Genomic DNA, 13,153 nt, shown 5'->3' with positions numbered 1-13,153 from the left:
AAGCGCCGCGCCGCGCATACGCGCGACACCGCGCTGGTCTATGATCCGGACCCCGTTTCCGCGCCCACCGCCCATGCCGTTCCTGCGTTCCCCGTCTAGCCTGTCCCGGCCCCTGCGAGGCCGCCGATGAGCCGTCCCGGCGGCGGCCAGGTGCGGATCATCGGCGGACGCTGGCGCAATACGCGGCTGCCGGTGCCGGACCTGGCCGGGCTGCGCCCGACCTCCGACCGGGTGCGCGAGACCCTGTTCAACTGGCTGCAGCCGGTGCTGCCCGGGGCGCGTGTGCTGGATTTGTTCGCCGGCAGCGGCGCCCTGGGGCTGGAGGCGGTGTCGCGCGGCGCGGCTGGCGCGGTGCTGGTCGAACGCGATCCGGGCCAAGCGGCGCAGTTGCGCGCCACGGTCGCGCGGCTGCAGGCCCAGGACCAGGTGCAGGTGGTGCAGGGCGATGCGCTGCGCTGGCTGGCCGAGCCATCGGCCTATGCCCCGGCCGACATCGCCTTCGTCGACCCGCCGTTCGCCGCCGGGCTGTGGGACGCGGTGCTGCAACGCCTGCCGGCGCGGCTGGCGGCCGACGCCTGGCTGTACCTGGAGTCGCCGGCCGGGCAGGGGCCGGCACCGCCCGCGCCCTGGGCGCTGTACCGCGAGGGCGGCAGCCGCGAGGTGCGTGCTGCCCTGTACCGGCGCACCGCTGCTACACTTCCCGGCGACCTTCACGCGGTACCCGACGCATGACCGTGGCCCATAGCCGCATCGCCGTCTATCCCGGCACCTTCGATCCGATCACCAACGGCCATATCGATCTGGTCAACCGTGCCGCGCCGCTGTTCGAGCAGGTGATCGTGGGCGTGGCGCAGAGCCCGTCCAAGGGGCCGACCCTGCCGCTGGAACTGCGCGTGTCGCTGGCCCGCGAGGCGCTGGCCGGGCACCGCAACGTGGAAGTGCTGGGCTTCGATACCCTGCTGGCGCATTTCGTGCGTTCGGTCGGCGGCGGCGTGCTGCTGCGCGGCCTGCGCGCGGTGTCGGATTTCGAATACGAGTTCCAGATGGCGAGCATGAACCGGCATCTGATCCCGGAGGTGGAGACGCTGTTCCTCACCCCGGCCGAGCAACACAGCTTCATTTCGTCCTCGTTGGTGCGCGAGATCGCGCGCCTGGGCGGGGACGTCTCCGGCTTCGTGCCGCCGTCGGTGGTGCAGGCGCTGGTCCAGGCCCGCCAGGCCGCCGCGCAGCGCTGAGCCGTCCACCATTCACTGACGACACAGAGGGAGCCGTTCCATGAACACCACCGCACGCGCGTTGCTGATCGCTTCGCTGGCCCTGGGCTTCACCGCCTGCAAGAAGGAAGAAGCCGCCAAGCCGGCCGCCGACGCGCAGCCCGCGCTGACCGCCCCGGCCAAGGACGACGACGCCGGCTGGAAGAAGTACCTGCAGGAAGTGGCGATCCAGAACATGGGCAACGTCACCAACAGCCCGTTCCTGTACTACCTCCCGCCGGAATCGGATCCGGAGTTCCAGGCCAAGTACGAGCGCCAGGTCGAAAGCGCCACCACCGCCATCGGCCGCGGTATCCAGCCGGGCAACATGCTGGCGTTCGGCTCCTCGGCCTCGGCCAAGATGGCCGACCTGATCGCCGCGGCCTTCGCCAAGGTCGAGCCGAACACCATGAAGGGCGTGCGCGTGGTCTACATCGGCGCCCCGGCCGACAACGCCCGCGTCGAAGCCGTGGTCAAGCCGACCGGCGCCGACTACATCTTCGTCGAAGCCAAGTAAGCCCTGCGCGGGCCGGCGCGCCGATGCGCGCCGGTCCTGCCACCCGCGCCGCCCGCAACGGGCGGTTGCGTCGCGCGGACGTGCCGGGGGCCGTCGCGCAGTTTCCGCAGTTCCAGGCAAGGCACAGGCGATGCGGATCTTCATCACCGGCCCCACCGGCGCCGGCAAGACCACCCTGGCGCGCCGGCTCGGCCGCCGTCACCGCATTGCCTGCCACGCGCTGGACGATCTGCATTGGGTCCGCCGTCCCGAAGGCGACGTCCGCCGTCCACTCGAGGAGAAGCTGCCGCTGCTGCAGCGCATCGTCGAGGGCGAGCACTGGATCGTCGAAGGCGTGCAGTTCAAATGGGCCGACGCGGCGCTCGCGCGCGCCGACCACATCGTGGTGATCGATGCGGCACCCTGGCGCACCACCGCGCAGATCGTGCTGCGGCTGGGCCGGCAATGGCTGGGCCTGGAGGCCGCCGCCTACCGGCCGACCCTGGCGCGGTTGCCGCGGATGCTGGCCTGGAGTCGCGACTACCACGGCGAAGAGCGTGTGCTGCTGCTGGCCAAGCTCGCTCCGTTTCGCGCCAAGACCCTCTTGATCCACCACAGCCGCGCGCGGTTGCCGCCGCCGCTGAGCTAGCCGGCGGGCAGGCCGCCCGCTGCCGGGGACGGTGCCAGGAAGGCCTGCCGATGCGCGGCGATCCAGGCGTCGATCGAGCCGGGTTGGAACATCTCCAGTCCAGGCTGTGCCTGCAGCGGCGCGGCCAGCAGTGCATCGGCCTGCTGCGGATGCATGGCGAAGAAGCGGAACTTCGACGCCACCACGCGGCCTTGGCCGGCGCCCAGCGCCGCATCGACATCGCGCTCGAACGCGTCCAGCGGCTGCGCGCGATAGCGCACCGGGCGGCCGAGTCCGGCCGTGAGCCGCTGCACCAGTTCCGCGCCGGTCAGACTCTCGGTGCCGGCGATGCGGTAGCTGCCGCCGTGCGCGCCGTGCCGCAGTAGCGCCAGCGCGGCCTCGGCGCAGGCGTCGGCCGAGGTCCAGGCGATGCGTTGCGTGGCGGCGATCGGCGGTGCGAACACGCCGTGCGCGACGAGGTCGGCGCGCGCCGAGGGCTTCAGCAGGTTGTCCAGGTACAGCGTCGGCCACAGGACCGCGCAGGGTAGGCCGGCGCCATGTGCCAGCGCCGCGAGCGCAGCGTTGCTGCGCAGGCTGGGTTCGGGGCACGGCGCCGGCAGCGGCGCGCTGCTCAGCTTCAGCGCCAGCGAATGCAGTCGCGCCGCGCGCGCGGCGTCCAGGGCGATCCTGGCCCGGGTCAGCGTCGTTTCGCCGGGACCGGCGGGAAACTGCAGCACCGCGTGAGCGACGCCGCGGCTGGCCGCGTGCATGGCGGCGGGGTCGTCCAGGTCGGCTTCCACCACCTCCGCGCCGAGCGCACGCAGCGCCGCGGTGGCGGCGCCTTCGCGGACCAGGGCGCGGACGGCGAGGCCATGCCGGCGCGCGGCACGGACCACGGCGCCGCCCTGCACGCCGTTGCCGAGCAAGACGAGGAGGGGACCAGAAAGGGAAATCGGGGACATGCGTTGGCTCCTGCTGGAGGGATCCGCCGCAGCAAGCCCGGTCGAAGGCGGCCCACGGACAGACCCCGGGACGATGGACACGGGGACTGTCGGGGAATCGCGCGGCACGGCGCGAACAGAGCCTCTCCGCCAGCGCGGAGAAGGGCCTGGGCCTACCGAGACCAGGCCAGCCATTTTCGACGCGGCGACTCTAGGCGCAGCCAATGCTGTCGTCAATCGCCACGGGCGGTTCGCCGCGCTGCTCCGGGCGCGGCGGCGATACAGCGTTCCGCGCCGTGGCGCCGCCTTCGCAGGGCCGTCCCGCCCCGATCCGGTAAACTGCCCCGGTCAGTGCCGAAGTGCGCCACATGTCCCTCAAGATCAACGAGCTCTGCGTCAACTGCGACGTCTGCGAGCCGGCCTGCCCGAACCAGGCCATCGCCATGGGCGAGACGATCTACGTGATCGACCCCGCCCGCTGTACCGAATGCGTCGGCCATTTCGACGAGCCGCAGTGCGTGGTGGTGTGCCCGGTGGAGTGCATCGACCCGGACCCGGCCATCCCGGAGACCCACGCGCAATTGCTGGCCAAGCTGCAGCGTCTGCAGCGCGACCACCCCGAGTTGTACCCACAGGAGCCCCCCGCCGCATGAGAAGCCTCGTCCGCCGTGTCCTGCTGCTCGCCCTGGTCCTGACGCCGTCGGCGTGGGCCGAGGCGCCGGTCGCCGAGGCGACCGCCACCGCTCCGGCCGCGCATCCGCCTGGCGCCGCGATCGCCAGCGGCCACCGCCTGGCCACCGAGGCCGGCCTGCAGATCCTGCGCGAGGGCGGCAATGCCTTCGACGCCGCGGTGGCGGTGTCCTCGACGCTGTCGGTGGTCGAGCCGATCAGTTCCGGCCTCGGCGGTGGCGGCTTCTTCCTGCTGCACGACGCCAGGACCGGCAAGGACGTGATGCTGGATGCGCGCGAGACCGCGCCGGAATCGGCGACGCCGGCTGCGTTCCTGGACGCCAAGGGCGAGCTGGACCGCGACCGCTCGATCAACGGCCCGTGGTCGGCCGGCATCCCCGGGCTGCCGGCGGCGCTGGTGGAACTGGCGACCAAGCATGGCCGGCTGCCGCTGCGGCAATCGCTGGCGCCGGCGATCCACATCGCCCGCGACGGCTTCCCGGTGTATGCGCGCATGGCCGAGGGCTATCAGTCGCGGCGCAAGGTGATGGAGCGCTATCCCGGCACCCGCGAGGTCTACCTGCGCAACGGCCGGCCGATCGCCGTGGGCGACGTGTTCAAGCAGCCGGAACTGGCCAATACGCTGCAGCTGCTGGCCGACAAGGGCTTCGACGGGTTCTACCGCGGCGCCACCGCCAAGAAGCTGCTGGCCGGGGTCAAGCAGGCCGGCGGGCGCTGGACCGCCGAGGAACTGGCCGGCTACACGGTCAAGGAACGCACGCCGATCCGCTTCGACTACAAGGGCTGGACCATCACCACCGCGCCGCCGCCGTCCTCCGGCGGCATCGCCCTGGCCAGCATGCTGCAGATCCTGGAGGGCTACGACCTCAAGACCATGGACCCGGTGCACCGCGTGCACCTGACCGTCGAAGCGATGCGCCGCGCCTACCGCGACCGCACCTTCTTCCTCGGCGATCCGGACTTCACCCACGTGCCGCAGCGCATCCTGCTCAGCAAGGACTATGCGGTGGGCCTGCGCTCGACCATCAATCCGGACAAGGCCACGCCCAGCGACCTGCTGTCGGGCCAGCCGACTCCGCTGGAAGACGACGAGACCACGCATTTCTCGATCATCGATGGCGAAGGCAACCGCGTTGGCGCCACGCAGACGGTCAACCTGCTGTACGGCTCCGGGCTGATTCCGAAGGGCACCGGCGTGCTGCTCAACAACGAGATGGACGATTTCGCGCTGCGTCCGGGCACGCCCAACGCGTTCGGGGTGATGGGCTACGCGGCCAACGCGCCCAAACCGGGCAAGCGCCCGCTCAGCTCGATGTCGCCCACCTTCATGGAGAACGCGGACAAGGCGATCGTGCTCGGCACCCCGGGCGGCAGCCGCATCATCACCATGGTGCTGCTCGGCATCCTCGGCTACGACGACGGCCTCAGCGCGCAGCAGGTCGCCGCGCTGCCGCGCTACCACCACCAGTGGCTGCCGGACGTGATCGAAGCCGAGACCGGCACCTTCGACGCGGCTACCGCGAAGGGCCTGGAAGCGATGGGGCATACGCTCAAGCTGCCCGGCGACAGCGCCGAGGACGGCCACGGCTCCAGCCACGTCTGGGGCAACCTGCAGACGGTGGAATGGGACAAGCGCCGCAACGTGCTCAGCGGCGGCAGCGACCCGCGCAACGAAGTCGGCAGCGCCGAAGTGCTGCAGACCGCGCCGGCGCCCTGACGCGCGTTTTGCGAATCCCCAATCCCGACTCCCGAATCCCCGCCCATGAAACTCTGGTCCATCCAAGGCAACTCGCAGAAACTCGACGGCGGCGCGATGTTCGGCAACGCGCCCAAGGCGATGTGGCAGCAGTGGGCCGCGCCCGACGACGGCAACCGCATCGCGCTGGCCTGCCGCGCGCTGCTGGCCAGCCCGCTGGCCGGCAAGACGGTGCTGTTCGAGACCGGCATCGGCGCGTTCTTCCCGCCGGCGCTGCGCGAGCGCTACGGCGTGCAGGAGGCGCGGCACGTGCTGCTGGATTCGTTGCAGGATGCCGGCTTCGCGCATACCGACATCGACGTGGTGGTGTTGAGCCATCTGCACTTCGATCACGCCGGCGGCCTGCTGGCTGCCTATCGCGAGGGCGCCGCGCCGGAACTGCTGTTCCCCAACGCGCAGTTCCTGGTCGGCGCGGCGCATTGGCAACGCGCGCTGCACCCGCATCCGCGCGACCGCGCCAGCTTCATCCCGGAGCTGCCCGGCCTGCTCGAGGCCAGCGGCCGCCTGGAGCTGGTCGAGGGCGACTACTCGCGCGCGCTCGGCAAGGCGGTGCGGTTCCGTTTCAGCGACGGCCACACGCCGGGGCTGATGCTGGCCGAGATCGTCGGCCCCGTCCACGGCGAGGACGGCCAGGCGCACGGCGGGGTGGCGTTCTGCGCCGACCTGATCCCGGGCCGCTCGTGGGTGCACGTGCCGATCACCATGGGCTACGACCGCAACGCCGAGCTGCTGATCGACGAGAAGCGCGCGTTCCTGGAGGACGCGCTGGCGCGCGACGTGCGCCTGTTCTTCACCCACGATCCGGATTGCGCGCTGGCGCAGTTGCAGCGCGATGCCAAGGGCCGCTTCGTCACCGCGCACGAAGTGCCGGCGCTGCAGGCGCGCGCGCTGGTCGCCTGAGCGCGGCGCTGCGGCTTACCAGCGCAGGGCGGCGTGCGCCGGCACGCCGGCAGCGGTGCTATCCAGCGCCACCGAAAACCCGATCGTGGTGATGCCGTCGCGGTGCTGCGCGAACACGCGCCCGCCGTGCATGCTCGCCACCGCCTTGACGATGGCCAGGCCCAGGCCGTGGCTTTCGCGACTGTTGGCGCGGGCGGCGTCGCCGCGGTAGAAACGATCGAACAGGCGTTCCAGATGCTCCGGCGCCAGCGCCACGCTGGGGTTGGAGAAGGCGATCAGCGCCTCTCCGCCGCGCTGCACGATCTCGACGACGATCGGCGCGGCGCCGGCCGAATGCGTCGAATGCTGGATCGCGTTGTGCAGCAGGTTGGACAGCGCGCGCCGCAGCAGCGATTTCTCGACCGGCGCCACCACATCGCCGCGCAGCTCCACGCGCAAGCCGGCCTCGTCCAGCAGCACCTCGAAGAACTCGACGGTCTTGCCGACTTCCTCGGCCAGCGACGTGTCCTCGCATTGCCGCGCGCGCTGGCCCTGTTCGGCGCGGGCCAGGAACAGCATGTCGGCGACGATCGCGCGCAGCCGCTCCAGTTCCTCCAGGTTCGACTGCAGTACCTGGCGCAACTGCTGCGCGTCGCGGCGGCGGGTCAGCGCCACCTGGGTCTGGCCGATCAGGCTGGCCAACGGCGTGCGCAGTTCGTGGGCGACGTCGGCATTGAAGCTTTCCTGCTGCGCGTAGGCGGCGTCGAGCCGGTCGAAGGCGGCGTTCAACGAGGCGCCCAGGTCCTCCAGTTCGCGCGGCAGCCGCGGCAGGTCCAGGCGCCGCCGGTCGTGCGGACCGATGCGCTGCGCGTCGGCCGACAGCCGCTGCACCGGGCGCAGGCCGAGCTTGGCGGTCCAGTAGCCCAGCGCGCCGACCAGCGCGGTGCCGGCCAGCGTGACCAGCGCCTGGGCGATGTCGAAGCGGCGCCGGGTCAGCGCGAACGGCGCGCTGTCCATCGCCGCGATCAGCTGTACCGGCGGGCGCACCGGCGTGGCCGGCAGCGCCTGGCCGATGGCCTGCCACGCCTGCGGCTGCGCATCGGCGATGCCCAGCGCCTGCGGATCGCCGATGCGCACCAGGCCGCTGCGGCCGCGCGTGGCCGCCGCCATCGCCTCGGCGCCGCGCCCGTAGCGGAACGCCGGGTCCTCGCTCCACAGCCAGAAGCGCAGGTCCGGCGCGCTGGAAACGCTGGTCAGGCGCGTGCGCGCATGTGCGGCCAGCTCCGGCGAGCGGCTGTTGATCAGCATGTACTGCACCGCGTCCATGCGCAAGCGCAGTTCCTCGCGCTGGTGGCGGCGCAGTTCGTGCTCCAGCACCTGGTGCAGCACCAGCCCGATCAGGGCGAAGCCGAGCAGCGCGGTGGCCGCGAACAGGCCGGCCAGGCGCAGCGCGATCGAGGGCCGCGCCGGCGTGCTCACCCGGCCGCGTCCTCGCGTTCTTCCAGCACGTAACCCATGCCGCGCACGGTGTGCAGCAGCGGGGCGTCGAACGGCACGTCGATCTTGGCGCGCAGGCGCTTGATCGCCACTTCCACCACGTTGGTGTTGCTGTCGAAGTTCATGTCCCAGACCATCTCGGCGATCGCGGTCTTGGACAGGATCTCGCCCTGGTGCCGGGCCAGCGTCGCCAGCAGCGCGAACTCCTTGGCGGTCAGGTCCAGCCGCTGCCGGCCGCGCATGGCCTTGCGGCTGATCATGTCGATCTGCAGGTCGCCCACGCGCAGCAGCGTGCTTTCCTGGGCGCGCCCGCGCCGCGCCAGCACCTGCAGCCGCGCCAGCAGTTCGATGAAGGAGAACGGCTTGATCAGGTAGTCGTCGGCGCCCTCGCGCAGGCCCTTGACCCGGTCCTCCACGCTGTCGCGCGCGGTGAGCATGATCACCGGCGTGCTCTTCACCGAACGCAGCGAGCGCAGGATGGCGAAGCCGTCCAGGCCCGGCAGCATCGCGTCGAGCACGATCACGTCGAAATCGTAGTGCAGGGCCAGGTGCTGGCCGTCGATGCCGTCGTAGGCCACGTCGACCGTGCAGCCCTGTTCGCTCAGTCCCTGCTGCAGGTAGTCGGCGGTCTTGCGCTCGTCCTCGACGATCAGCACCTTCATGGCTGCAGCGCCTCCGGCGTGGCGGTGCGTGCGCGGCGCGCCTGGCGCCGCTGCAGGTACCAGCCGTGCAGGCGGTCCAGGTACAGGTACACGATCGGCGTACTGAACAGGGTCAGCAGTTGCGACAGCAGCAGGCCGCCGACCATCGCATAGCCCAGTGGCCGACGCAGTTCCGAACCGGCGCCGTGGCCGAGCATCAGCGGCAGGCCGCCGAGCAGCGCACACAGGGTGGTCATCATGATCGGCCGGAAGCGCATCAGGCAGGCCTCGAAGATCGCATCGCGCGAGGACAGCCCGCGTTCGCGTTCGGCATGCAGGGCGAAGTCCACCATCATGATCCCGTTCTTCTTGACGATGCCGATCAGCAGGATGATGCCGATCATCGCGATCACGCTCAAGTCGTAGCCGCCGGCCATCAGGATCAGCAGTGCGCCGACGCCGGCCGAGGGCAGGGTGGAGAGGATGGTCAGCGGGTGGATGTAGCTCTCGTAGAGCAGGCCGAGCACGATGTAGACCGCGATCAGCGCCGCCAGGATCAGGTACGGCTGGGTGCGCAGCGAGGCGCTGAACGCCTGCGCCGTGCCCTGGAAGCTGCCGCTGAGCGTGGCCGGCACCCGCAGCTGCGCCTGGGCCTGCTGGATCGCGTCCACCGCATCGCCCAGCGCCGCGCCCGGCGCCAGGTTGAAGGAGATGGTCACCGCCGGGAACTGGCCCTGGTGGCTCACCGACAGGTAGCCGGTCTTGCTGGTGTCGAGCGTGGCGAAGGTGGACAGCGGCACCTGCTTGCCGGTCAACGGCGAGGTCAGGTACAGCCGCTGGAACAGCGACGGATCGCCCTGCAGCGCCGGCGTCACCTCCAGCACCACGTGGTAGCTGTTGAGCTGGGTGAAGTACTGCGCGACCTGGCGCTGGCCGATGGCGTCGTTGATGGTGGCGTCGATCTGCTGCGGGGTGATGCCGAAGCTGGCCGCGCGCTGGCGGTCGATGGTCAGGCTGGCGATCGGCGCGGCATTCTGCTGGTCGGAGGCGACGTCGGTCAGTTGCGGCAGCGCCCGGAACGCCTTGAGCAGCTGCGGCGCCCAGGTGTTGAGCTCGTCGAGATTCGCGTCGGTGAGGGTGTATTGGTACTGGGTGCGGGCCAGGCGGCCGCCGACGTTGATGTCCTGCCCGGCCTGCATGAACAGGGTGACGCCCTGCACGTGCGCCAGGCGCTTGCGCAGCCGCGCGATCACCTGGTCCGCGCTGGCGGTGCGTCCTGCGTCCTTGGGCTTGAGCGCGATCGAGAAGGTGCCGGAGTTGAAGGTGCTGGCACCGGTCTGCATGCCGAAGGACAGCACGTCCGGGTCGCGGCGGATGATGTCGGCCAGTTGCAGCATGCGCGTGCGCATCGCCGCCGAGGACGAGTCCTGCGCCGAATCGGCGGTGCCGGAAATGAAACCGGTGTCCTGCTGCGGGAAGAAGCCCTTGGGCATCACCACGAACAGCGCCACGCTGGTGGCCACGGTCAGCAGGAAGCTGGCCAGGGTCAGCCGCGGGTGCCGCAGCACCGTCTCCAGGCCGCGCCGGTAGGCCGCCAGCATCGCGTCGAAGCCGCGCTCGAACGCGCGCGCCAGGCGCCCCTGCGCCTGCTCGGCGTGCGGCTTGAGCAGGCGCGCGCACAGCATCGGGGTCAGGGTCAGCGACACCAGCAACGACACCAGGATGGTCAGGCTCACCGTCACCGCGAACTCGCGGAACAGCCGGCCGACGATGCCGCCCATCAACAGCAGCGGGATGAACACCGCCACCAGCGACACCGAGATCGAGACCAGGGTGAAGCCGATCTCGGCCGCGCCCTGCAGCGCCGCCTGCAGCGGCGCCATGCCGTCCTCGATGTGCCGGTAGATGTTCTCCAGCATCACGATGGCGTCGTCGACCACGAAGCCGACGGCGATGGTCAGGCCCATCAGCGACAGGTTGTCCAGGCTGTAGCCGAGCACGTACATCAGCGCGGCGGTGCCGAGGATCGCCAGCGGCACGGTCAGGCTCGGGATCAGGGTGACCACCGCGCTGCGCAGGAACACGAAGATCACCGCCACCACCAGCACGATCGACAGCAGCAGGGTGAACTCCACGTCCCTGACCGAGGCGCGGATGTTCTGCGTGCGGTCGGCGAGGATCTTGACGCTGACGCTCGGCGGGATCGACGCCATCAGCTTGGGCAGCGCGGCCTTGACCTGTTCCACCGTGTCGATGACGTTGGCGCCGGGCTGCTTGGTGATGGCGATCATGATCGCGCGGCCATCGACGATGCCGCTGTCGGCCGGCGCGGCGGCGCCGGCGAAGCCCCAGGCGGCGATCTTCGCGTTCTCCGGCCCATCCACCGCGGTGCCGACGTCGCGCACGCGGATCGGCGCGCCGTTGCGCCAGGCCAGCACCGCGTCGTTCCAGGCCTGGCTCTGCAGCAGCTGGTCGTTGGTGGAGACGGTGAAAGCCTGGCGCGCGCCATCGATCGAGCCGGTGGCCGCGTTCACCGTGGTGGTGGCGATCACCGAGCGGATGTCCTCCAGGCTCAGGCCCAGCGCCGCCAGCTTGGCCGGATCCACCTGCACGCGCACCGCCGGTTTCTGCGCGCCGTACAGGTTCACGAGGCCGACCCCGGAGATGCGTGAGATCTGCTGCGCCAGCACGTTGTCGGCGTAGTCGTTGACTTGGGTCAGCGGCAGCACTTTCGACTGCACCGCCAGGATCAGCGACGCCGATTCGGCGGGGTTGATCTTGCGGAAGCTCGGTGCGCTCGGCAGCGCGCTCGGCAACTGCCCGGACGCGGCGTTGATCGCGGTCTGCACGTCGAGCGCGGCGGCGTCGATGTTGCGGTCCAGGTCGAACTGCAGCGTCACCTGGGTCGAGCCGAGCGCGCTGGTCGATGTCATCTGGCTCAGGCCGGGGATCAGCGACAGCTGCCGCTCCAGCGGCTGCGCCACGTTCGAGGCCATGGTCCGCGGGCTGGCGCCGGGCAGGCTGGCCGAGACCTGGATGGTGGGGAAATCGACCTGCGGCAGCGGCGCCACCGGCAGCAGCGGCCAGGCCACCAGGCCCAGCAACAGCAGCGCCATGGCCAGCAGCGAGGTGCCGATCGGGCGTTTGATGAAGGCCGCCGAGACGCTCACGCGTGCGCTCCCGCCGTGGCCGGTTTGGTGTGCTTGGCCGGCTTGGCTTCGACCACCTTCGCTCCCGGGTGCAGCCGGTACTGCCCATCCACCACCACCCGCTGGCCGGCCTGCACGCCCTGGCCGAGCACGGTATCGCCATCGGCCTCGTCCAGCACCTGCACCGGCTGGTCGCGCACGCTGCCGTCGGTGCCGACCACGTACACGAACTCGCCGTCCTGGCTGCGCTGCACGGCCGCGCTCGGCACCACCAGCGCGCCGGCGCGCACGCCCAGGGTGATGCGCGCATCCACCGTCTGCCCCGGCCACAGCGTGTGCCCGGGATTGGGAAAGTGCGCCTTCATCGCGATGGTGCCGGTGCTGGTATCGATCTGGTTGTTGAGTAGGGCCAGCGTGCCGTGCGCCAGCACCTGCCCACTGCCGTGGTCCACGGCGTCCACGCCCACGCTGTCTGGGGCGGCATGCAGCGCGCGGTTGATCTGCTGGAACGCGCTTTCCGGCAGGGTGAACTGCACCGCGATCGGGTCGATCTGGTTCAGCACCACCAGGCCGCCGGCATCGCTGGCGTGGACGATGTTGCCCGGATCCACCAGGCGCGCGCCGGCGCGTCCGTCGATCGGGGCGCGGATGGTGGTGAAGTCCAGTTGCACGCGCGCGTTGTCGATCGCCGCCGCATCGCTTTGCAGGGTGGCACGCAGTTGCGTGACTAGCGCCTTCTGCGTGTCCAGGGTCTGGCGGGTGGTGGCGTTGTCCTGCAGCAGTTGCTGGTAGCGCTGCAGGTCGGCCTGCGCATTGCCCAGCTGTGCCTTATCCTTCGCCAACTGCGCGGTGGCCGCGGCCAACTGCGCCTGGTCGATGCGCGGATCCAGCCGCGCCAGCACCTGCCCGGCCTTGACGTCCTGGCCCTCGCCGAAGCCCACGTCGATCAGTTGCCCGTCGATGCGCGAGTGCACGGTCACCGAGGCGATCGGCAGCACCGTGCCGATCCCGGTCTGGCGGATCGGCACGTCCTTGCGCAGCACCGGCGCGCTGGTCACCGGCACCGGCGGCGTGGCCGCGGCCGGCGCGTGGCGGGGGCGCAGCCACAGCACCAGCAGCAGCGCGACCAGCAGCGTGGCGACGACCAATGGCCAGCGTCGCCGCCGCGGGGCACGGCGCGGTGGTGGAGCGGCGGGGCGGGTGGGCGCGGCGGTGGACATGGG

The 13,153-nt window shown here is 70.9% G+C and carries 12 protein-coding genes; 7 read left to right on the top strand and 5 right to left on the bottom strand.

Features of this window, described 5'->3' with window-relative positions; all coding sequences use genetic code 11:
• The first annotated feature begins 126 nt into the window (after nucleotides 1–126).
• The 4 genes from rsmD to PIQ37_RS12720 all read left to right on the top strand — a co-directional run bounded on the left by rsmD (nucleotide 127) and on the right by PIQ37_RS12720 (nucleotide 2,398).
• Nucleotides 127–732, top strand: a complete 606-nt coding sequence (gene rsmD / locus PIQ37_RS12735; RefSeq protein ID WP_342073761.1) for a 16S rRNA (guanine(966)-N(2))-methyltransferase RsmD — start codon at nucleotides 127–129, stop codon at nucleotides 730–732.
• Nucleotides 729–1,235, top strand: coding sequence for a pantetheine-phosphate adenylyltransferase (gene coaD, locus PIQ37_RS12730; protein ID WP_019801822.1), 507 nt, complete (start codon nucleotides 729–731; stop codon nucleotides 1,233–1,235). Before rsmD ends, coaD begins: the two co-directional genes overlap by 4 nt.
• A 40-nt stretch (nucleotides 1,236–1,275) precedes the next feature.
• Nucleotides 1,276–1,770 carry a hypothetical protein gene (locus PIQ37_RS12725; protein WP_342073760.1) on the top strand — a complete coding sequence of 165 codons (495 nt, stop codon included), beginning with the start codon at nucleotides 1,276–1,278 and terminating at the stop codon, nucleotides 1,768–1,770.
• 130 nt (nucleotides 1,771–1,900) lie between these two features.
• Complete coding sequence (locus PIQ37_RS12720) at nucleotides 1,901–2,398, top strand: AAA family ATPase (protein WP_342073759.1); 498 nt, start codon at nucleotides 1,901–1,903, stop codon at nucleotides 2,396–2,398.
• Here the strand turns inward: PIQ37_RS12720 and PIQ37_RS12715 are convergent.
• Complete coding sequence (locus PIQ37_RS12715; protein WP_342073758.1) at nucleotides 2,395–3,339, bottom strand: NmrA family NAD(P)-binding protein; 945 nt, start codon at nucleotides 3,337–3,339, stop codon at nucleotides 2,395–2,397. The two genes, PIQ37_RS12720 and PIQ37_RS12715, sit on opposite strands and share 4 nt — an antisense overlap.
• A 347-nt stretch (nucleotides 3,340–3,686) precedes the next feature.
• On the opposite strand from PIQ37_RS12715, the gene PIQ37_RS12710 reads away from it, so the two are divergent.
• Genes PIQ37_RS12710 through PIQ37_RS12700 form a run of 3 tightly spaced genes read left to right on the top strand, consistent with a single transcriptional unit; the run spans nucleotide 3,687 to nucleotide 6,664 of the window.
• Complete coding sequence (locus tag PIQ37_RS12710) at nucleotides 3,687–3,971, top strand: YfhL family 4Fe-4S dicluster ferredoxin (protein WP_017908325.1); 285 nt, start codon at nucleotides 3,687–3,689, stop codon at nucleotides 3,969–3,971.
• A complete protein-coding gene (ggt, locus tag PIQ37_RS12705) occupies nucleotides 3,968–5,725 on the top strand; it encodes a gamma-glutamyltransferase (RefSeq protein ID WP_342073757.1) in 1,758 nt (585 codons plus the stop codon). Before PIQ37_RS12710 ends, ggt begins: the two co-directional genes overlap by 4 nt.
• A gap of 45 nt (nucleotides 5,726–5,770) precedes the next feature.
• Nucleotides 5,771–6,664: an MBL fold metallo-hydrolase gene (locus tag PIQ37_RS12700; RefSeq protein ID WP_342073756.1), complete on the top strand. Its 894-nt coding sequence runs from the start codon at nucleotides 5,771–5,773 to the stop codon at nucleotides 6,662–6,664.
• A 15-nt stretch (nucleotides 6,665–6,679) separates the two neighbouring features.
• On the opposite strand, the gene PIQ37_RS12695 is transcribed toward PIQ37_RS12700, so the two are convergent.
• The 4 genes from PIQ37_RS12695 to PIQ37_RS12680 are packed head-to-tail and all read right to left on the bottom strand — an operon-like array spanning nucleotide 6,680 to nucleotide 13,150.
• Nucleotides 6,680–8,122, bottom strand: coding sequence for a heavy metal sensor histidine kinase (locus PIQ37_RS12695; protein WP_342073755.1), 1,443 nt, complete (start codon nucleotides 8,120–8,122; stop codon nucleotides 6,680–6,682).
• Nucleotides 8,119–8,802, bottom strand: coding sequence for a heavy metal response regulator transcription factor (locus PIQ37_RS12690; protein ID WP_342073754.1), 684 nt, complete (start codon nucleotides 8,800–8,802; stop codon nucleotides 8,119–8,121). Before PIQ37_RS12690 ends, PIQ37_RS12695 begins: the two co-directional genes overlap by 4 nt.
• Entirely contained in the window at nucleotides 8,799–11,951 is a 3,153-nt protein-coding gene (locus PIQ37_RS12685; RefSeq protein WP_342073753.1) for an efflux RND transporter permease subunit, read from the bottom strand. The genes PIQ37_RS12690 and PIQ37_RS12685 overlap by 4 nt, the downstream gene beginning before the upstream one ends.
• Nucleotides 11,948–13,150, bottom strand: a complete 1,203-nt coding sequence (locus PIQ37_RS12680; RefSeq protein ID WP_342073752.1) for an efflux RND transporter periplasmic adaptor subunit — start codon at nucleotides 13,148–13,150, stop codon at nucleotides 11,948–11,950. The genes PIQ37_RS12685 and PIQ37_RS12680 overlap by 4 nt, the downstream gene beginning before the upstream one ends.
• Between the last annotated feature and the right edge of the window lie 3 nt (nucleotides 13,151–13,153).

This window comes from Xanthomonas protegens, assembly GCF_038442435.1.
In the GTDB taxonomy this organism is placed as follows: domain Bacteria; phylum Pseudomonadota; class Gammaproteobacteria; order Xanthomonadales; family Xanthomonadaceae; genus Xanthomonas_A; species Xanthomonas_A sontii.
This window is presented reverse-complemented; position numbering and strand designations above follow the sequence as displayed.

Bases quoted from the DNA above. Each gene is read 5' to 3' on its own strand.
- ggt (WP_342073757.1), top strand. From the start codon at position 3,968: ATGAGAAGCCTCGTCCGCCGTGTCCTGCTGCTCGCCCTGGTCCTGACG.
- PIQ37_RS12690 (WP_342073754.1), bottom strand. From the start codon at position 8,802: ATGAAGGTGCTGATCGTCGAGGACGAGCGCAAGACCGCCGACTACCTG.
- PIQ37_RS12720 (WP_342073759.1), top strand. From the start codon at position 1,901: ATGCGGATCTTCATCACCGGCCCCACCGGCGCCGGCAAGACCACCCTG.
- PIQ37_RS12725 (WP_342073760.1), top strand. From the start codon at position 1,276: ATGAACACCACCGCACGCGCGTTGCTGATCGCTTCGCTGGCCCTGGGC.
- PIQ37_RS12710 (WP_017908325.1), top strand. From the start codon at position 3,687: ATGTCCCTCAAGATCAACGAGCTCTGCGTCAACTGCGACGTCTGCGAG.
- rsmD (WP_342073761.1), top strand. From the start codon at position 127: ATGAGCCGTCCCGGCGGCGGCCAGGTGCGGATCATCGGCGGACGCTGG.
- PIQ37_RS12680 (WP_342073752.1), bottom strand. From the start codon at position 13,150: ATGTCCACCGCCGCGCCCACCCGCCCCGCCGCTCCACCACCGCGCCGT.
- PIQ37_RS12700 (WP_342073756.1), top strand. From the start codon at position 5,771: ATGAAACTCTGGTCCATCCAAGGCAACTCGCAGAAACTCGACGGCGGC.
- PIQ37_RS12715 (WP_342073758.1), bottom strand. From the start codon at position 3,339: ATGTCCCCGATTTCCCTTTCTGGTCCCCTCCTCGTCTTGCTCGGCAAC.
- coaD (WP_019801822.1), top strand. From the start codon at position 729: ATGACCGTGGCCCATAGCCGCATCGCCGTCTATCCCGGCACCTTCGAT.